Origin of the sequence: Mesorhizobium loti R88b (assembly GCF_013170845.1) — a bacterium.
Classification (GTDB): Bacteria; Pseudomonadota; Alphaproteobacteria; order Rhizobiales; family Rhizobiaceae; genus Mesorhizobium; species Mesorhizobium loti_B.
In genome coordinates this window covers 814,274-833,659 of record NZ_CP033367.1, presented here as the reverse complement: position 1 = coordinate 833,659, position 19,386 = coordinate 814,274, and the positions used below count along the sequence as shown (strand labels likewise).

At 63.5% G+C, this 19,386-nt stretch carries 16 protein-coding genes; 6 read left to right on the top strand and 10 right to left on the bottom strand.

All coding sequences use genetic code 11. From position 1 onward, the window contains the following. Window positions 1–43 precede the first annotated feature (43 nt). The 5 genes from EB235_RS03935 to EB235_RS03915 all read right to left on the bottom strand — a co-directional run bounded on the left by EB235_RS03935 (window position 44) and on the right by EB235_RS03915 (window position 6,341). A complete protein-coding gene (locus EB235_RS03935; RefSeq protein WP_027032255.1) occupies window positions 44–889 on the bottom strand; it encodes a fumarylacetoacetate hydrolase family protein in 846 nt (281 codons plus the stop codon). Between the two features lie 26 nt (window positions 890–915). Beyond that, the gene (locus tag EB235_RS03930) at window positions 916–1,647 is read right to left on the bottom strand and encodes an SDR family oxidoreductase (RefSeq protein WP_027032256.1); all 732 of its coding nucleotides are present in this window, start codon (window positions 1,645–1,647) and stop codon (window positions 916–918) included. A gap of 189 nt (window positions 1,648–1,836) precedes the next feature. Then, entirely contained in the window at window positions 1,837–4,209 is a 2,373-nt protein-coding gene (locus EB235_RS03925) for an aldehyde dehydrogenase family protein (protein WP_027032257.1), read from the bottom strand. A gap of 68 nt (window positions 4,210–4,277) precedes the next feature. Next, window positions 4,278–5,324: a deoxyribose-phosphate aldolase gene (gene deoC, locus EB235_RS03920; RefSeq protein ID WP_027032258.1), complete on the bottom strand. Its 1,047-nt coding sequence runs from the start codon at window positions 5,322–5,324 to the stop codon at window positions 4,278–4,280. A gap of 189 nt (window positions 5,325–5,513) precedes the next feature. Continuing rightward, a complete protein-coding gene (locus EB235_RS03915) occupies window positions 5,514–6,341 on the bottom strand; it encodes a ferredoxin--NADP reductase (protein ID WP_027032259.1) in 828 nt (275 codons plus the stop codon). Window positions 6,342–6,561: 220 nt separating this feature from the next. On the opposite strand from EB235_RS03915, the gene EB235_RS03910 reads away from it, so the two are divergent. From EB235_RS03910 to EB235_RS03885, 6 genes are all read left to right on the top strand, one after another. Then, window positions 6,562–8,646, top strand: a complete 2,085-nt coding sequence (locus EB235_RS03910; protein ID WP_027032260.1) for a hydantoinase/oxoprolinase family protein — start codon at window positions 6,562–6,564, stop codon at window positions 8,644–8,646. A 16-nt stretch (window positions 8,647–8,662) separates the two neighbouring features. Beyond that, a complete protein-coding gene (locus EB235_RS03905; protein ID WP_027032261.1) occupies window positions 8,663–10,405 on the top strand; it encodes a hydantoinase B/oxoprolinase family protein in 1,743 nt (580 codons plus the stop codon). Window positions 10,406–10,529: 124 nt separating this feature from the next. Beyond that, the gene (locus EB235_RS03900; RefSeq protein ID WP_027032262.1) at window positions 10,530–11,306 is read left to right on the top strand and encodes an ABC transporter substrate-binding protein; all 777 of its coding nucleotides are present in this window, start codon (window positions 10,530–10,532) and stop codon (window positions 11,304–11,306) included. Window positions 11,307–11,354: 48 nt separating this feature from the next. After that, window positions 11,355–12,485, top strand: coding sequence for an aminomethyltransferase family protein (locus EB235_RS03895; protein WP_032925732.1), 1,131 nt, complete (start codon window positions 11,355–11,357; stop codon window positions 12,483–12,485). A gap of 59 nt (window positions 12,486–12,544) precedes the next feature. Continuing rightward, complete coding sequence (locus tag EB235_RS03890) at window positions 12,545–12,751, top strand: hypothetical protein (RefSeq protein WP_155256448.1); 207 nt, start codon at window positions 12,545–12,547, stop codon at window positions 12,749–12,751. Between the two features lie 3 nt (window positions 12,752–12,754). After that, window positions 12,755–13,330 carry a Fic/DOC family protein gene (locus tag EB235_RS03885; RefSeq protein WP_027032265.1) on the top strand — a complete coding sequence of 192 codons (576 nt, stop codon included), beginning with the start codon at window positions 12,755–12,757 and terminating at the stop codon, window positions 13,328–13,330. A gap of 9 nt (window positions 13,331–13,339) precedes the next feature. Here EB235_RS03885 and EB235_RS03880 read toward each other — a convergent pair whose 3' ends face one another. The 5 genes from EB235_RS03880 to EB235_RS03860 all read right to left on the bottom strand — a co-directional run bounded on the left by EB235_RS03880 (window position 13,340) and on the right by EB235_RS03860 (window position 19,254). Next, window positions 13,340–13,996, bottom strand: a complete 657-nt coding sequence (locus EB235_RS03880) for a methionine ABC transporter permease (protein WP_027032266.1) — start codon at window positions 13,994–13,996, stop codon at window positions 13,340–13,342. After that, entirely contained in the window at window positions 13,977–15,074 is a 1,098-nt protein-coding gene (locus EB235_RS03875) for a methionine ABC transporter ATP-binding protein (protein WP_027032267.1), read from the bottom strand. Before EB235_RS03875 ends, EB235_RS03880 begins: the two co-directional genes overlap by 20 nt. 83 nt (window positions 15,075–15,157) lie before the next feature. After that, window positions 15,158–16,012, bottom strand: a complete 855-nt coding sequence (locus EB235_RS03870; protein WP_027032268.1) for a MetQ/NlpA family lipoprotein — start codon at window positions 16,010–16,012, stop codon at window positions 15,158–15,160. Window positions 16,013–16,255: 243 nt separating this feature from the next. Continuing rightward, a complete protein-coding gene (locus tag EB235_RS03865) occupies window positions 16,256–17,743 on the bottom strand; it encodes an aldehyde dehydrogenase (protein WP_051429739.1) in 1,488 nt (495 codons plus the stop codon). A 62-nt stretch (window positions 17,744–17,805) separates the two neighbouring features. After that, window positions 17,806–19,254: an APC family permease gene (locus tag EB235_RS03860; RefSeq protein WP_027032270.1), complete on the bottom strand. Its 1,449-nt coding sequence runs from the start codon at window positions 19,252–19,254 to the stop codon at window positions 17,806–17,808. Window positions 19,255–19,386 lie beyond the last annotated feature (132 nt).

The following is a 19,386-nucleotide window of genomic DNA, read 5'->3' as shown; positions in this document are numbered from 1 at the left end:
GATCGACGGGGTAGAGGAAGGGCGCCAAGCTAAGAGCTGCCGCCTAAACGTCCGCCTTGAACGTCTGCTTCTGCTGACCCAGACCCTCGATACCCAGCTCCACCACATCGCCAGCCTTCAGGAACACCGGCGGCTTCATGCCCAGCCCGACGCCGGGCGGCGTGCCTGTCGAAATAATGTCGCCGGGGTGCAGCGACATGAACTGGCTGAGATAGGACACCAGGAAGGCGACGCCATAGACCATGGTCTTGGTCGAGCCGTTCTGCATGGTCTTGCCGTTGACGGTGAGCCACATCTTCAGGTTCTGCGGATCGGCCACTTCGTCCTTGGTCACCAGCCAGGGGCCGGTCGGGCCGAATGTGTCGCAGCTCTTACCCTTGGTCCACTGGCCCTGGCGCTCGGCCTGGAAGGCGCGCTCGGAGACGTCGTGGGCGACGGCATAACCGGCGACATAATCGAGCGCATCGGCCTCGCTGACATATTTGGCCGTTTTGCCGATGACCACGGCGAGTTCGACTTCCCAGTCGGTCTTCTCGGACCCGCGCGGGATCAGCACGTCATCGTCCGGGCCGACGATGGCCGAGCTTGCCTTCATGAAGATGATCGGCTCCGACGGCACGGTGGCGCCGGTTTCGGCGGCGTGGTCGGAATAGTTGAGGCCGATGCAGATGAACTTGCCGGTGCCGGCAACGCAGGGGCCGAGCCGAGGCTTGCCGGCAACCGCCGGCAGCGACTTCGGATCGACCTTCAACAGCATCTCCAGCGAAGCCGGATGCAGCACCGTGCCGGCAATGTCGGCGACATGAGCGGAGAGATCGCGGATCGTTCCATCCGCATCGAGCAGGCCGGGACGTTCGCTTCCGACCTCGCCATAGCGCAGCAGTTTCATGGTGTTCTCTCCTCAGTCAGATTGGTTCAGATCGACCAGCCGCCGTCGATATTGTAGGCCTGCCCGGATGTATAGGTGGCGCCGGCCAGATAGACGGCGAGATCGGCGATTTCCTCCGGTGTGCCGAGCCGGCCCATCGGCTGGCGGGCAATGAAGGCGGCGCGAGCGGTTTCATAGTCGCCCTGCGCATGCATGCGGTCCTGCAGCGACGGGCTCTCGACGGTGCCGGGGCAGATGGCGTTGCAGCGTATGCCCTTGCCGACATAGTCGGCGGCGATCGCCTTGGTCAGCCCGATCACGGCGGCCTTGCTCAGGCCATAGACGAAGCGGTTCGGCACACCTTTGACCGAGCTCGCCAGCGAAGCCATGTTGATGATGGCGCCGTCGCCGCGCTCCAGCATGCCGGGCAGGACGGCCTTGATGGTGCGGACCATGGCGCGGACATTGAGGTTCAGCGCGAAATCGAGATCGGCATCCTTCATCTCGAGGATCGAGCCGGAATGGACGAAGCCGGCGCAGTTGAACAGCACGTCGACAGGGCCGATCTCGGCAAAGGCCGCATTGACTGCATCGTCGTTCAGCACATCCAGCTTGCGGGTCTTGATGTCAGATGTCTTGGCGAGTTCCGCCAGGAGCGTCTCATTGATGTCGGTGGCGTAGACGGTGGCGCCAGCCTTGGCGAAGGCCAGAGCGCTCGCTTTGCCAATGCCTTGCGCCGCTGCTGTGACGACAACGACCTTGCCTGCCAGATCCGCCATGCCTTTTTTCCTCGTCAGCTTGGGCAACTGCCTTTATCGGCGGCCGGCAACGGCGTCGTGTGCCAGTCGGGCGCCATTATGCGGCCTGTGTCGCAGCCAGTTCACAGATAAAGATGTTTTTTCTCGTTAAAGAACATGTGTCCGGGCGTCAAGTCCGAACACGATCACCATTGCGACAGCCTGGAAGCGTCAGTCGCCGTAGGGCACCCAGACATTCTTGACCTCGATGGCGCGGCGCAGGAAAGCATCGCCGGCTGCCTCGTCGGAAGCCCAGTCGAGGCTGCGGCCATTGCCGCTCCAGACGCGCTTGAGGTTACCGATGGACTCGGCCTCCGCCTTGGCGCAGGTCTCGGCATCGGCGAACACCCACAGCCCGTCGACATCGTCATGCTTGGCCAGCACACCGGCAAGCTCCGCCGTGCGGCCGGTGACGATGTTGATGGCGCCGGCCGGAACGTCGGAATATTCGATGACCTGGTAGAGGTCGGTGGCGAGCAGCGGATAGCGCTCGGACGGCACCGCAACCACCGTGTTGCCCATGGCCAGCGCCGGTGCAACCAACGAGATCAGGCCGAGCAGCGGCGAGGAATCCGGCGCGACGATGCCTACGACACCGACCGGCTCATGCAGCGCCAGTGTCACGGCACGGGCCGGTGGCTGGTGCACGCGGCCCTCGAACTTGTCGGCAAGGCCGGCATAGAGGAACAGCCGTTCGATGGATTGTTCTACTTCTTCCCGCGCGGCCTTGGGCGTAGCACTGGTCAACTCGCTGAGACGCATGGCGAACTCGCCGGCGCGACCGGAAAGGTTCTCGGCCAGATAATAGAGCACCTGGGAACGATTGTAGGCGGTCGCTTCCGGCCATGCCTTGCAGGCGCGGGCGGCGGATACGGCGTCGCGGATATCCTTGCGGCTGCCGAGACCGACCTCGCCGGCAAGCTTGCCCTTGGCGGTGCCGACCGCCAGCGAATAATTGCCGTCCGGGCGTACCTGCTTGCCACCGATGAACAGCTTGGCCGTGCGGTCGATGCTGTCGCCGTCCGATTGCTCGGCAGGTTGCGCCGAGACCGTCGCCGGCTTGATGACCGGGCCGAGCGGCAGCTTTGCCGCGAGGTATTCGAACATGCCTTCGCGGCCGCCCTCGCGGCCGAAGCCGCTTTCGCGGTAGCCGCCAAAGCCGCAGGCGGCGTCGAACATGTTGGTGCCGTTGACCCAGACTACGCCCGCCTTGAGCTGCGGCGCGACGTGAAGGGCTAGGTTGACGTTCTCGCTCCACACGGAGGCCGCCAGGCCGTAACGCGTGTTGTTGGCAAGCTCGATCGCTTCCTCGGTGTTGCGGAACGTCATGGTCGCCAGCACCGGACCGAATACTTCTTCCTGGGCAAGGATATTAGCCGGCGAAACACCGGTGGCCAGCGTCGGCAGATGGTAGTAGCCGGAGGATGGCAGCACCGCATCCGGCTGCCAGCAGACGGCGCCCTGCCTGGCGCCTTCGGCGACCAGGCCTTTGACGCGGTCGAGCTGCGTGGCATCGACCAGCGGGCCGATATCGGTGTTCTTGTCGAGCGGGCTGCCGACCCGCAGCCGGCTCATCCGCGTCTTGACCTTGGCGATCAAGGCATCGGCAATGCCTTCCTGAACCAGAAGCCGCGAGCCGGCACAGCAGACCTGGCCTTGGTTGAACCAGATCCCATCGACGAGGCCTTCGACGGCGCTGTCGAGATCGGCGTCCTCGAAGACGATGAAGGCCGATTTGCCGCCAAGCTCCAGCGACAGTTTCTTGCCCGAGCCGGCGGTCGCCTTGCGGATGATCTTGCCCACTTCCGAAGAGCCGGTGAAGGCGATCTTCTGGATGCCGGCATGGTTGACGATTGCCACACCCGCTTCAGGGCCGCCATGGACAATGTTGACGACGCCTTTCGGCACGCCGGCGCGTTCACAGATCTCGGCGAACAGGATGGCGGTCAGTGGCGTGAACTCGGCCGGCTTCAGCACCACGGTGCAGCCGGCGGCAAGCGCCGGCGCGATCTTCCAGGCCAGCATCAACAGCGGGAAATTCCACGGGATGATCTGGCCGACGACGCCGACGCCCTTATGACCGGGGAAATCCTTGTCCAGCGCCTGTGCCCAGCCGGCATGATGGATGAAATGGCGGATCGCCAGCGGCACGTCGATATCGCGGCTCTCGCGGATCGGCTTGCCATTGTCGATCGACTCCAGCACCGCGAACAGGCGCTGGTGTCGCTGCATGGCGCGGCCGATGGCATAAAGCACCTTGGCGCGCTGGTAGCCCGTGGATGCCGCCCATTTCGGCAGCGCCTTGGTGGCAGCCGCAACGGCTGCGTCGATGTCGGCGGCGCTGGCATCCGAGACTTTTGCCAACAGCTTGCCGGAAGAGGGCTCGCTTGTCTCAAAGGTCTTGCCACCCGAAGCGGCTTTCCAGTCGCCGCCGATGAACAGCGCCTTCCCAAAATCGCGCCCGGCAAGCCACGCATCGGCCTCGTTGCGGGCTTCTGGCGCCGGGCCGTATTCCATGGCGTGATAGCGATCGAGAATGTTCATCAGGTGCCTCCTTCACGCTCCCCCGCGTGGGGAGGGTCGATCGGCAAGGGCCGATCGGGGTGGGGTGCTCAAGCCATTGCGTGGCGGTGATTGGCCGAATAGTGCCCGGTCAGATGATGTTCGAGCTGGCGCTCGATGTCGGTCAAAAGGCTCGATGCGCCGAAGCGGAACAGCTCGGGCTCCAGCCATGGACGGCCGAGCTCTTCCTTCATCAGCACCAGCCAGTCGAGCGAGGCCTTGGCCGTGGAAATGCCGCCGGCCGGCTTGAAACCGATGAGATAGCCGGTTTCCTCGAAATAGGCCCTGATGGCACGCACCATGGCGAGACCGACGGGCAATGTGGCATTGACGCTTTCCTTGCCGGTCGAGGTCTTGATGAAATCGGCGCCGGCCATCATCGCCACCATCGAGGCCAGCATGACATTGCGCAGCGTGGCGAGGTCGCCGGTGCCGAGAATGACCTTCAGATGCGCGTCACCGCAGGCGGCGCGCATCGAGACGATCTCATTGTAAAGCTCCCGCCATTTGGCACCGAACACCAGCCCGCGCGGAATGACGACGTCGATCTCGTCGGCGCCGTCGCGGACAGAAGCCTCGATCTCCTGGAGGCGGGTCGACAGCGGTGCCAGGCCATGCGGAAAGGCGGTGGATACGGCGGCGACGTGAATGCCGGTGCCGCGCACGGCGTCCACGGCCGTGGCGACAAAGGGATGATAGACGCAGACTGCGGCCGGGCGAATGGTTTCGCCCGCAATACCAAGGCCTTCGACGATATCGCGGCGGAACGGGTTGATCGCCTTGGCGCAGAGCCGGCGCACACGCTCTTCGGTGTCGTTGGAATTGAGCGTCGTCAGATCCATGCAGGCGACGGCGCGCAGAAGCCAGGCTGCCTGGTTGTCGGCCTTGATCGAGCGTCGCTTGGTCAGGCTGGCGACGCGGCGTTCCAGCGCCGAGCGGTTGACGCTGCGCACCGATTCCATGAAGCCGAGATCGAGCTTCATGCCGGGATTGCGGGCGATGCGGTGGTCCAGCGGGGCGGGGGTGTTGGCGGCGGCACGCGCGGGCAGCGGCGTTACCTTGGTGCCAAGATCGGCTTCGCGGATTGTGCTGCTCATCTCCTGCCCTTTCATTCAGCGACTTGCGCTTGATGTCTTGGTGCGCGTCGTTTCCCGACATGCACAAAGATAGCCCGTGAAGTCGTGCTTCACGAGTCCTCAAGCGAGCGATAGCTGAAAAAGGCCGCAAAAGCAGCTAATTTTTGACCGTGTGGTCAAAATGCGGATTTTGAAGCGTCGGCGCCCGGTTCAGCCGACGAAGGCGCGTTCGACGACAAAAGTCGCCGGATGGCTGAGCGAGCCTTCCTGAAAGCCGAGGCTTTCGGCCAGTTCCTTGACGTCCTTGAGCATATGCATCGAGCCGCAGATCATGATGCGGTCCGTCTCCGGATCGAGCTTCTCGATGCCGAGGTCGGCGTAAAACTTGCCCGAGCCGATCAGCGCGGTGATGCGGCCCATGCGTGCCGAATCTTCACGGGTCGTCGAATTGTAGAGCGTGACACGCCCAGCGGTCAGCTCGCCGATCAGCGGGTCGCTTTCGAGCGCTGCCACCAATTCCTGGCCATAGGTCAGCTCGGCATTGTCGCGGCAGGTATGGGTCAGGATCAGCTGATCGAACTTTTCATAGGTGTCGGGATCGCGCAGCAGGCTGGCGAAGGGCGCGATGCCGGTGCCGGTCGAGATCATGAACAGCCGCTTGGCCGGCGTCAGCGCGTCGACCACCAGCGTGCCGGTCGACTTCTGGCGCATGATGACGGTGTCGCCAACCTGGATCTTCTGCAGTTCCGAGGTCAGCGGGCCGTCCGGCACCTTGATCGAGAAGAATTCCAGCTCTTCGTCCCAGGCCGGGCTCGCCACGGAATAGGCGCGGTACACCGGCTTCTCGGCATTGGGCAGGCCGATCATGACGAACTCACCGGAGCGGAAGCGCAGCGACTGTGGGCGGGTGATGCGGAACGAGAACAACCGGTCGGTGTAGTGCTTCACCGAGACGACGGTCTCGGCATAAACATTGGCCGGAATCGGAAATTGCAGCGGGCGGGCGCCGGCGGTGCTGAGAGCGGATGTGGTGTTCATCAAATCCAACCTTCTGGCCCAGCTGCGGACGCGGGCGCCAAACCTTCACCTACGCGCCCGGACCATTCAGGTCCCGGCGGGCTGTTCGCACACTCCAAAGCGGTAAGCTCTTGTGTCCGGAATTTATTAGTATACAAACGATATTTGCGTCAAGATGCTACCTTAAAACAGCTTTCCAAACTGACGCATATCCGTAGTCTCAGCATTTCGGGTTTCGACGATGAAAGAGAATTTTCCAGCGCAAGCGCGCGATTCCCTGGGAAATGTCGTTGCCGGCATCGATGTGGGCGGAACCTTCACCGACCTGCTTTTGATCGACGGCAGGGACGGCGGCAAGGTGCACATCGCCAAGACCCCGACCACGGTCGATAACCAGGCCTTTGGCGTGGTTTCGGCACTCGGCGCCACCGGTTTTGCGATCGACGGCATCGACCTCATCGTGCATGGCACGACCACCACCACCAACGCAGTGCTGGAGCGCCGGCTGGCCAGGACCGGCATGATCACGACACGTGGTTTTCGCGACGTGATCGAGCTTGGCCGACGCACGCGGCCGCAACCCTATGGCATGACCGGCAGTTTCGTTCCGATCATCCCGCGCAATCTCAGGCTCGAAGTGTCGGAGCGCGTCGAGGCTTCCGGTGCAGTGCGCACGCCGCTCGACGAAGCCGAAATGCGCGAAGCTGTGAAGACGCTGATCGCGGCCGGCTGCGAATCCCTTGTCATCCACTTCCTGCATTCCTACGCCAACCCCAGGCATGAGCGGCGCGCCGCCGAGATCGCCGCCGAGCTTTGGCCGAATAGCTACATCACCACAGGCCATGCGCTGCTATCGGAAGCGCGCGAATTCGAGCGCGGCGTCACCGCTTCAGTGAATGCTTCGGTACAGCCGATCCTCGAGCGCTATGTCGAGCGGCTGCGCAAGGAATTGGCCGCCAAGGGCTATGCGCGCGACTTCCTGATCATGAACGGCAATGGCGGAATGATCTCGGCCCGCTTCGTCACACGTGAGTCGGCCAAGACCGTGATGTCGGGCCCGGCCTCCGGCGTTATCGCCGCCGCCTATACGGGCAAGCGCGCCGGCTTCGAAAACCTCGTCACCTACGACATGGGTGGCACCTCGACCGACGTGGCGCTGATCCGCAACGCCGAGCCGGCGGTGTCGAACGAGATCGAGATCGAATATGCCATGCCGATCCATGTGCCGATGGTGGCGGTGCACACGGTCGGTGCCGGGGGCGGCTCGATCGCCCGTGTCGATGCGGCCGGCCTGATCCAGATCGGCCCGGAAAGCGCCGGCGCCAATCCCGGCCCGATCTGCTATGGACGCGGCGGCCTGGAGCCGACCATCACCGACGCCAATCTGGTGCTCGGCCGGCTGGCGCCGAAGAAGCTGCTGGCGGTCGAAAACCCGGTCACATCAGAGCGCGTCACCGGCATCTTCGAGGAGAGGATCGGCAAGGCCACCGGCCTGTCCGGCGTCGAGGCGGCGGGTGCCGTGCTCAGGCTCGGCAACATGAAGATGGCCGGCGCCATCCGCATGGTCTCGGTGTCGCGCGGTCACGACCCCCGCGATTTCGCGCTGTTCGCCTTCGGTGGCGCCGGGCCGCTGCATGCCACTGCCCTGGCGCGCGAACTCGGCCTGCCGCGTGTGCTGGTGCCGGCGCGGCCCGGCATCACCAACGCGCTCGGCTGCGTCGTCGCCGATCTGCGCCATGATTTCGTCAACACCATCAATCAGCCAGTCGCTGTAGTTGACGAAACTCAGCTTAAGCAAGTATTGGAACGGCACCGAAACGAGGGCGAGGAGCTGATCGGCAAGGAAGCGGTGAAGCCGGAGGCGATCCGCGTCACCCACTCCGCCGACATGCAGTTCGTCGGCCAGACCCACATCATCAACGTGCCACTGCCATCCTCCTCGGTGACCCGGCAGGAATTGCAGGCACTGTTCGAGAAAGCCTATTTCGCCCGCTTCAAGGTCGAGCTGCCGGAGATCCGCGCCAACCTCGTCAACCTCAACACTTCGGTCACCGGCGTGCGCCCCGCGATCGATTTGTCCCGACTGATCGACCCGGCCGGGCGCGCCAAGACGCTGGACCAGGCGCTGCGTGAGACAAGACCGGTCTGGTATGCCGGGCGCTGGCACGACACCCCGGTATACGCACGTGAAAAACTGCCGCTCGACGCGGTCATTCAAGGGCCGGCGATCCTCGAACAGATGGACGCGACCACCGTGCTCGAACCCGGCGACCGCGCCCGCTCGGATGCCGACGGCAACATCATCATCGACATTGGCGAGGCCTGAGATGCCTGACATGGATATGGCAAAGCTCGACGCCATCACCCTTTCGGTTCTCCAGGCCGCCTTGCAGCAGGTCTGCGACGAGATGGACCTGACATTCTCCCGCGCCGCCTTCTCGCCTGTCATCGCTGAGGCGAATGACCGATCCGACGGCATCTATTCCGCTGTCGACGGCTCGCTGATCGCGCAAGGCAGCCAAGGCTTGCCGGTGTTCGTCGGCGTCATGCAGTATTCCACGCGAACGGTGATCGAAATGATCGCCGATGGCCGCTGCCTGCCGCCGGAACCCGGCGACATCTACATTGTCAATGACCCCTATCTCGGCGGCACGCATCTGATGGATGTGCGTTTCGCCATGCCGGTTTATCGGAGCGGCAAGATCTTCTGCTGGCTGTCCAACACCGGCCATTGGCCTGATATTGGCGGCTCGGTGCCTGGCGGGTTTTCGGCTTCGGCCACAGCAGTCGAGCAGGAAGGCCTGCGTCTGCCGCCCGTAAAACTGTTCAAGAAGGGCGTGCTCGATCCCGAAATCTACGCCATCATCTGCTCCAACATCCGCGTTGCCGACCAACGTATCGGCGACATCAGAGCCCAGGCCGCCGCTCTGCTGATTGGGCAGGACCAGCTCAATGGTATCCTGGATCGTTACGGTGACGAAACTGTTGTTGAGGCGATTGCCGAACTGCGCCGCCGCGCCGCCGAACAGATGCGCGCCAACATATCAGCCATCCCCGACGGCACCTATAGTTCCAAGGCCTTTGTCGATTCCGACGGCGTGGTCAACGAGCCGCTGACCATCGCGCTCGCGGTGGAAAAGCGGGGCGATACACTGACCTTCGATTTTACCGGCTCGTCGAAGCCTTGTGCCGGGCCGATGAACAGCGTGCTGGCAACGACCCTTTCGTCGGTCTATCTCGCCATGCGCCATATTTTCCCCGATGTGCCGATCAGCGCCGGCGCTTTCGAGCCGCTGATCGTCAAGCGGCCGGAGGGTACCTTCCTCGACGCGAAGTACCCGCGCCCGGTCTCGGGTTGTGCGGCGGAGGTCTCGCAGCGCATCGCCGAGGCGGTGTTCGCGGCCATGGTGCAGGCGCTGCCGGACAAGGTGACGGCGGCACCCGCCGGTTCCAGCGGTAATTTCGCGCTTGGCGGCAACGATCCGACGCGCGGCCGCGACTACGTCATGTACCAGATCTCCGGCGGCGGCTATGGCGGCAATGCAGGCCATGATGGCCTGACCAATGGCTGCTCGACCATCGGCATTTCCAAATCGCCGCCGGTCGAGATCATGGAGCAGGCTTTTCCCGTGCTCTACCGCCATTACGCCTTGCGCGAAGGCTCCGGTGGCGCCGGCAAGCATCGCGGCGGTTTCGGCCTCTCCTATGAGGTCGAGATCCTGCGCGGCGAGGCGCGGGCCTCCTTCGTCATGGATCACGGCCGCTTCGGCCCGCAAGGCGCACTTGGCGGTGGCGATGGCGCGATGAACACGGTGACAGTGTTCCGCAACGGCGAGCAGCATGTGCCGCCCCACCTCTCCAAGGAACAGGACATCCCGCTGAAGGCCGGCGACCGCGTGCGCGTCGGCACGCCGGGTGGCGGCGGCTATGGCGATCCGTTCCAGCGCGATGCCAACCAGGTGCAGCGCGATGTTGCGCTGGGGTACTACACCTCAGAGGAAGCCAGCGAAAAGTTTGGCGTGGTCCTGTCAGGAAGCGACCTCGCCGTTGACCACAAGGCGACAAACAAACAGCGCGCCGGCTAACCCAAGCCGGCCACAGTCACGCGGACAGCCTGTCGCGCCGTGATCGCCGCATGACATGTCGTTTCCGTCTCCGCCGCATGTATGGAAGCCCGTAGACTTCTGGTGCTCAACGGGGATCTGGAACATGCGTCTTTTCAGTCGTTTCGTGCTTGCCGCCTCTGTCGCCCTGGCTCTCGCCACGGGTGCAGCCTCCGCCCAGGACAAGAAGCTCAGGATCGGCACCGAGGGCGCCTATCCGCCCTTCAACTACGCCAATGCCGACGGCACGCTGGGCGGCTTCGACATCGACCTCGGCAAGGCGCTGTGCGCTCAGATGAATGCCGATTGCGAATTCATCGTGCAGGATTTCGACGGCTCTATACCCGCACTTCAGGCCGGCAAGTTCGACGCCATCATCAACATCACCATCACGCCGGAGCGGGCCGAGAAGGTCGAGTTCACCCATAAATACTACCAGACGCCGCCGGCCATCGCCGTGCCGAAGGATTCCACCATTGCAGGCACTTCGCCGGACGATCTGAAGGGTAAGGCTCTCGGCGTGCAGACCGCGACCATCCATCAGAAATTCGCCGAGCTGAAATATGCAGGCTCGACCATCAAAGCCTATCCGACCGGCGACGACGCCCGCACCGACATGGCCAATGGCCGCCTCGATGCGATGATGGATGGCTCGATCATCCTGACCGAATGGCTGAAGAAGCCCGATGGCGCCTGCTGCAAGCTGCTCGGCACGCTGACGGCCGATCCGGCCATCCATGGCCCTGGCGTCGGCATCGCGCTGCAGAAGGGCAACAAGGAACTGGCCGACAAGTTCGATGCGGCCATAGACGCGTTGCGCGCCAACGGAAAATACAAGGAAATCAACGACAAGTATTTTGCCTTCGACGTCTACGGGAATTAATCCCAGCACTATCAACCTCGGCGGCGCCACTGGCGCTGCCGATTTTTTATGATGGAGACTTCCTTGGCTGAGCGGCGTTCCCCTTTCTATAGCAGCATCGTCGGATTGGGCGCGACCATGGGCCGGGTCGGCGGCGATTTCATCTCGGCCAAATACTATTCCGGCATCGCCGACGAGCACCTGAACACGCGCAAGAATGTCGGCGTCCAGGATCTCAGCACGATGGGCAAGATGGACATCAAGGGGCCGGAGGCCGAGGCGTTGGTCAACCATGTCATCGTCAACGATGCCGCGGCGATGAAACACGGCCAGGTCCGCTACTCCACCATCTGCCGCGAGGACGGCGGCATCATGGACGACCTCACCGTGTTCCGGCTTGGGCCGGAACAGTTCATGCTGGTCACCGGTTCGGTCAATCGCCTGAAGATGCTGCCTTGGCTGCAGCATCACGCGCAGGGGCGGAAAGCCTATGTCACCGACATCACCGCTGCCGTCGCCTTCCCGACCATCCAGGGCCCGCGCTCGCGCGAACTGCTGAAGGCGATGATCGGCGATGCCGATCTGGATGGGCTGAAACGCTGGGCGTTCACATCAGGCCATGTCAACGGCACAAAGGTCCTGATCTCGCGCACCGGCGTGACCGGCGAACTCGGCTTCGAACTCTTCGTGCCGGCCGACGAGGCGGCTTCCGTCTGGGACGTGCTGATGCGGGCAGGCACGGCCTTCGGCCTCAAGCCTTATGGCGTACTGGCGATGTTCACGCTCGGCCTGGAAAAGGCCTATCCGGCGCATGGCATCGACATGGACGAGACCCGCACGCCGTTCCATGTCGGCCTCGACCGCTGGATCAAATTCGACAAGGGCGATTTCATCGGCCGCGAAGCGCTGCTCAAGATCCGCGACAAGGGCCTCGACGAACGCTGGACCGGCCTGATCCTCGACGGCGACAAGCCGGCCGCGACGGATGCCAGGGTGCTGGCCGATGGCGAGGATGCCGGTGTCGTCACCTACAGCGACCACGGCTATTCGCTGGGGAAGGTGCTGGCGACGGCGCATCTGCGGCTGCCGTTTACGGCCATCGGCACCGAACTCAGCATCGATATCGACGGCAAGCCAACGCGGGCGGTCGTGGCGCCGATGCCGTTCTTCGACCCGGAAGGGGCTAGGTTGAGAGCTTAGCTTGGATTTACCGGGAAATCGTTTTGGTTTCCTTTCCGGGTCCATGATATGGTTTGCGAATGAAGTCTCCTAGTTCAAGAATCGGCCGTTCAGCCAAGACGGGTCATTTTGTGCTGACGAGAGCGCATGGCGAGAAAATCAGCGCCGTCGAAGGCATGAAGCTGTCGCCCCGCATGGCTAAGGTACTCAATCATAGTGTGCGGCACGGACTGTCCGGTGATGAGCGGCGTTCGCTCATCAAGGAAGAAATCCGCAAAAAGAAATAGACGTTGGCCTACGCCGCCGAGTTCGATCCTCTCTGCTACCCCGGCACGACGGTGCTTATCAATCTGCTTGACATCCGCGACCAGACCGAACTCGATGAGGTCGAACTCGCTCTGTTCTTGACACGCGCTGACGAACCTCTTCCGGCAGGCGAACTGGACTACCCTCATTATAGCAGCCTGCACCGGCACCTATTCCAGGACGTGTATGCCTGGGCCGGTCAGCCGCGCTCCATTCGCATCGGAAAGGGCGGCAGCTGGTTCTGTTATCCCGAGCACATTGCGTCTGAGATGGCGAGGGTGTTCGGCGAACTCGGCAATCCAGACCGATTGGCTGACCTTGACAGAGTCAGCTTTGCGAAGCATCTGGCGCACATCATCGCGGAGATCAATGCCGTTCATCCGTTTCGCGAAGGCAATGGTCGTACCCAGCTCACTTTCCTTGCCATGCTCGCCGAGCACGCAGGATTCACGTTCAACGCTGATATCCTCGACCGTGACCGGGTGATCCAGGCCATGGTCGACAGTTTCAGCGGGTCCGAAGCACCACTACAGGCTCTCATTGAAGACATCGTCGCCTAGCTCGCCGGCTCACCCCCGCCTGTCCAGCCGCGCCACCAGCCGGTCCCCCACCCACTGGATACCGCAGACCAGGATGATCAGCACGATCACCACCGCCACCATCACCGAGGTCTCGAACCGCTGGTAGCCATAGCGGATGGCCAGGTCTCCGAGGCCGCCGGCGCCGATCGCCCCGGCCATCGCCGAGGCGCCGATCAGCGTCACCAGTGTCACCGTGAAGCCGGCGACGATGCCGGGCAGGGCTTCCGGCACCAGCACTTCGCGGATGATCGTCCAGCGGTTGCCGCCCATGGCGCGCGCCGCCTCGATCAGGCCTTTATCGACCTCGCGCAGCGACACTTCGGCGATGCGCGCGTAATAGGGCGTGGCGGCGATCGACAGCGGCACGATGGCCGCCCAGGTGCCGATCGAGGTGCCGACGATCAGCCGCGTCAGTGGGATCAGCGCCACCAGCAAGATGATGAACGGCACCGAGCGGAAGCCGTTGATGACGGCGCCGAGCGCGCGGTTGACCCACAGGCTTTCGGCAATGCCGCCGCGTTCGGTTGATATCAAGGCCAGGCCGAGCGGCAGGCCGAAGACCAGCGAGATGAGGCCGGAGGCGGCCGTCATCAGGATTGTCTCCCAGATCGAGCGCAGCAAAAGCTCAAACAGAATCGGCGACATGGCCAAGCACCTCCACCCGCGCCTGGCGGGATTTCAGGAATGTCATCACCTCGGCGAGATGCCTTGCATCGCTGCCGGGGATGGACAGGAACAGCGTGCCGACAGGCTGCTGCTGGATATGGTCGATGCCGCCATGAACAAGGCGGAATGGCCCAGGCACCGTGGCTGCGAGGTCGGAGAGCAGCGGTGCCCGTGCGGCCTCGCCGGCAACATCGACGCGCAGGATCGTCTCCGGGCCGGCCGCCGGCAGCAGCCGCGCCGCCAGATCGGCCGGCAGTTGCGGCCGGATGGCGCCGAGCAGGCTACGCGTAATGTCCGATTGTGGGTCGGCAAACACCGACCAGACCGGCCCTTGCTCGACAATGCGTCCGGCGTCGATCACCGCCACGCGGTCGGCGATCGAGCGGATCACCTCCATCTCGTGGGTGATCAACAGGATGGTCAGGCCAAGCTGCCGGTTGATGTCTTTCAGCAGTGAGAGAATGGAGCGTGTCGTCTCCGGATCGAGCGCCGATGTCGCCTCGTCAGACAGCAGCAGCGCCGGGCGCGCGGCCAGCGCCCGGGCAATGCCGACGCGCTGCTTCTGGCCGCCCGACAGCGATGCCGGATAGGCCTTGGCCTTCTCCGACAGGCCAACGAGATCGAGCAGTTCGGCGGCCCGCGCCAGCCGCTCCGCCTTAGGCCGGCCCTCGATCTTCAGCGGCAGCGCCACATTGTCCTCGACCGTCTTGGCCGACAACAGGTTGAAATGCTGGAAGATCATGCCGATGCGCCGTCGCAGCGGCTGCAGGTCGCGCTCGCCGAGCCGGCTGATCTCGCGGCCCTCGATGAACACCTCGCCGGAATCGGGACGCTCCAGCCCGTTCAGGCAGCGGATCAGCGTCGATTTGCCGGCGCCGCTGCGGCCGATAATGCCGAGGATCTCGCCCTTGCGCACCGTCAGCGAGATGCCATCGATCGCCGGCGTGGCCCCAAAGCGGCGCTTCAGGTCGACAAGCCGCACCACGTCCTGCGACGCGTCGGGCTGGGCGTGGGTCGGATCGGCAATCTCCTGGGACGCCGTTATATGCTGGTTCATGCGGTTCCCTGTTCTCGCCATCTGAAAACGCAATTGCGGCCCGCGCTCAGGCGCGGACCGCATTTGCTCTCGAACCGGTCGGATCAATAGGCGCTGAGGCCGGTGCCCTTGTAGACCTTGTCGAACTCGGCCTTCACCGCGTCATTCTGGTACGAAGCCACCAGCGTCTTCACCCAGGCCTCGTTCTCATTGCCGACCTTCACCGCGATGAAGTTGCGGTAGGGATTGTCAGCGATCGGTTCCTGCGCGATGCGGTTGTCCGGCGTCAGCCCGCTTTTCAGCGCCCAGTCGGTGTTGACCACGGCGGCGTCGAGATCCTCGACCGAGCGGCCGACGATGCCGGCGTCGAGTTCCTTGATCTGCACCCTCTTCGCATTCTCGGCGATGTCGGCGGTGGTGGCCAGAATGCCGGTGCCATCCCTTAGCTTGATCACGCCTTCGTTCTGCAGCACGCGCAGCGCCCGGCCTTCATTGGACGGGTCGTTCGGCACGCCGATGACGGCGCCTTCCGGCAGGTCGGCGACCTTCGTGTATTTCTTCGAGTAGAGGCCGATCGGCCAGACGCCGGTATAGCCGACCCGCACGATGTGATAGCCCTGCGTCTTGATCTGGTTGTCGAGATAGGGCTGGTGCTGGAAGGCGTTGGCGTCGATCTCGCCGCGCTCCAGCGCTTCATTGGGCTGGGTGTAGTCGTTGAACACCACGGTCTCGATGGTCAGGCCCTTTTCCGCGGCCTGCGCAACCACGACGCGCCACACATCCTCGTCCTCGCCGCTGATGATGCCGACCTTGATTGCCTTCTTGTCTTCGGCGAAGGACGCATGCGGCGCCATCAGGCTGCCGATCGCCACGGCCGAGGCGAACAGCAGAGCAAGGCTGCCGCGCCGGTTGATGGTTGACCAAAGGGAAGATGGCAAAGTGTTGTTCAAGTCAGTCATGTTCGATCTCTGCAGTTGTGAAGTCATGGCAGCAAGGGCGGATTGCCTAGGCTTGGTCACATCATCAGAAATTCTATCGATTTTATCAAAGAACGTGTTTCGCCGTTCTCGGCAAAGCCGGGAATATTCTCTCAAAAATCTGAAGGGCGGGAGCACAAGACGCACGGGATCGACCGCGGCGCTGTCGCACTGCGATCCGAGGCGTATCGCGTGGGTCACATTCTCAGAAAGCCCGGCGGGTCCTCAAAGCGCTATCCAGGCGGTCTTCAGCTCCTGATATTTCTCCAGCGCGTGCAGCGACTTGTCGCGGCCGAAGCCGGACTGCTTGACGCCGCCGAGCGGCACGGTGATGTCGGCGCCGCCATAGGTGTTGACGTGGACGACGCCGGCATGGATGGCGCGCACCATGCGGTGTGCGGTGGAGAGGTTTGATGTCCACACGGCTGAGGCAAGCCCATAGACGGTCGAATTGGCAAGCCGCACAGCCTCCTCCTCGGTGTCGAAACGCATCACGCCGAGCACCGGTCCGAAGACCTCTTCGCGGGCGAGCTGCATATCCTCAGTCACATTCTCGAAGATCGTCGGCGCCATGTAGCTGCCGCCGGTCTCGGCCAGGATCCGGTCGCCGCCGGTGACCAGCCTTGCGCCTTCTTCCCTGGCCTTGGCGACGAAGCCGAGATTCTTGTCCAACTGCTCCGCGCTCGACACCGCGCCGACATCGGTCTTGAGATCGAGCGGGTCGCCGACCTTGAGCCGCGTGGTCGCCGAGAGCAGTTCGTCCATGAACCGATCATAGACCGAAGCCTGGACGAGCAGGCGTGAACCGGCGACGCAGACCTGGCCGGAATTGCGGAAAATGCCATTGGCCGAGACGACCGCCGCCTGCTTCAAATCAGGTGCATCGGCAAAGACGATGTTGGGCGACTTGCCGCCGAGTTCGAGGAAAACGCGCTTCAGGTTGGAGCGGGCCGAGTACTCGAGCAGCCGCCGGCCGACCGGCCCCGAGCCGGTGAAGGCAATGGCATCGACATCCATATGCAGGCCGAGCGCCTCGCCGGTGACGGCGCCGCGGCCGGTGACGACATTGAGCACGCCGGCGGGGAGCCCGGCTTCGGCCGCCAGTTCCGCCAGCCGCAGCAGGGTCAGCGAGGCGATTTCCGGCGGCTTGACCACCACGCAATTGCCGGCGGCCAGCGCCGGCGCGATCTTCCAGGCGCCGATCATCAGCGGGAAATTCCACGGCACGACGACGCCGACGACGCCAAGCGGCTCCTTGTGGATCAGCCCCAGCACATTGTCGGCCGTCGGCGCGATCTCGCCATAGACCTTGTCGATCGCCTCGGCATAGTAGCGGATGGTGCCGGCGGCCGACAGCGGCTCGGCCTTGTAGGCCATGCCGATCTCGGTGCCATTGTCGCGCACGCCGAGCACGGCCAGTTCGTCGACATGTTTTTCGATGAGCTCGGCGAGCCTGGTCAGCACCTTCTTGCGAAAGGTGGGGGTGGCCCGCGACCACGAGCCCTTCTCGAATGCCTTGCGCGCCGATTTCACCGCGCGGTCGACATCGGCGGCATTGCCGTCGGCGATGCTGGCGAAGGCGCGGCCATCGATCGGCGAAATGACAGGCAGCGTCGCGCCGCTCGTTGCCTCGGCCTGCACGCCATCGATGAACAGGGCGCGCGTGCCGATCTCCGTCTTGCGCAGCGTGTCGATGGCATTTTTAACGATCATGATCTTCTCATTTCAAGTGGGGTCTTTGCTGGGCGGCTTGGTACGCCGCCCAGATATTTCGCTCAATCCTTCAGTGGCACACCGAGGCTTTCGTAGGCGACCGGGTCGCGGTTCTTCAAGGCGGCGGCCAGCAGCAGCCCGACCACGGCGGCAATCAGCACCAGCCCCGGCAGGAACACGCCGAGGAAGCCGCCGGCTCCCGACAGGCTGCCGAAATTGATGACGATCAGGTAGATGATAACGACGAAGGCGATGAAGGTCAGCCCAGGCAGGATGGTGGTCTTCACCGCATTCTCCTGCGCCGATGGATTTGCGCGGAAGTACATCACCACTGCAAGCGAGGCCACCGCCATCATGACGATGACGCCGAGCGTCGCGACATTGGTCAGCCAGGAGAACAGCGCCAGCACCGGATCGAGGCCGAGCACGGCGAACAGCCCGACGACGACAGCCGCCAGCACGCTCTGGATCACTGAGGCGACATGCGGGCTCTGGTGCGCCGGATGCGTCACGCCGATTGACTGCGGCAACAGCTTCTCGCGGCCCGAGACATAGATGTAGCGAGCAACCGCATTGTGGAACGCCAGCACGCCGGCAAACAGGCTCGACACGAACAGAATGCTCATCGCATGCGTGAGCAGCGTGCCGGCATAACGGTCGGACAGGCCGAACAGGAAGGTCGTCGGGTCCTGCAGGCCCTGCAGCGCCGGCAGCAATTTGTCGACACCGGCGCCAACCGCCATCAGCCAGGCCGTGACCATGTAGAAGACGCCGATCAGCAGCACCGAGAAATAGGTGGCGCGCGGAATGGTGACCTTCGGGTCGCGGGCCTCCTCGGCATAGATCGTCGTCGCCTCGAAGCCGATGAAGGCGGCGAAGCAGAACAGGATGGCGATCGCCGGCGCGCCAGACGTGATCTGGCTCCAACTGAACGGGGCGGCCGACAGGCCGCTGTCGCCGCCGGTCTTGAGGATGGTCAAATCGAGGATCAGCACCACGGCGTATTCGCAGAGAACCAGCACAGTCAGGATCTTGGCCGACAGGTCGACCTGGCGGTAGCCGAGCACGGCGACGATGGCGATGGCGAGGAAGCTCCACACCCACCAGGGCAGGTTGATGCCCCAACCGGCGAACAGCCCTGATGTGGCGGCGCCCAGCAGGCCCATGACGCCGATCTGCATGGCATTGTAGGACAGGATGGCGATCAGCGCCGTGGCGCCGCCGGCGAGACCGCCGAGGCCGCGCGCGGCATAGGCATAGAAGGCGCCGGCATTGCCGACATGGCGCGACATGGCGACATAGCCGACCGCGAACAGGAGCAGCAGTATGGTCACGATCAGATAGGTGCCGGCAAAGCCGGCGCCATTGCCCATCAGCATGCCGAGCGGCGTGCCGCCGGCCACTGCCGTCAGCGGCGCGGCTGCCGAGATCACCATGAAGGTGATGGCGCCGACGCCAAGACTGTTCTTGCGCAGCCTGTTGGCCGGCGCCTGTTCCGAAACTGCTGTCATTGGTCCCTCCTGTTCGCCGGCCTGATGGCCTGTCCCATACGCTCTGGATGCCGGTTCATTATTTGAACCCTTATTTTGAATATAGACTTGCAAACAAAGCGGCTTCCTGTCAAGTTAATTCACACGTTAAAT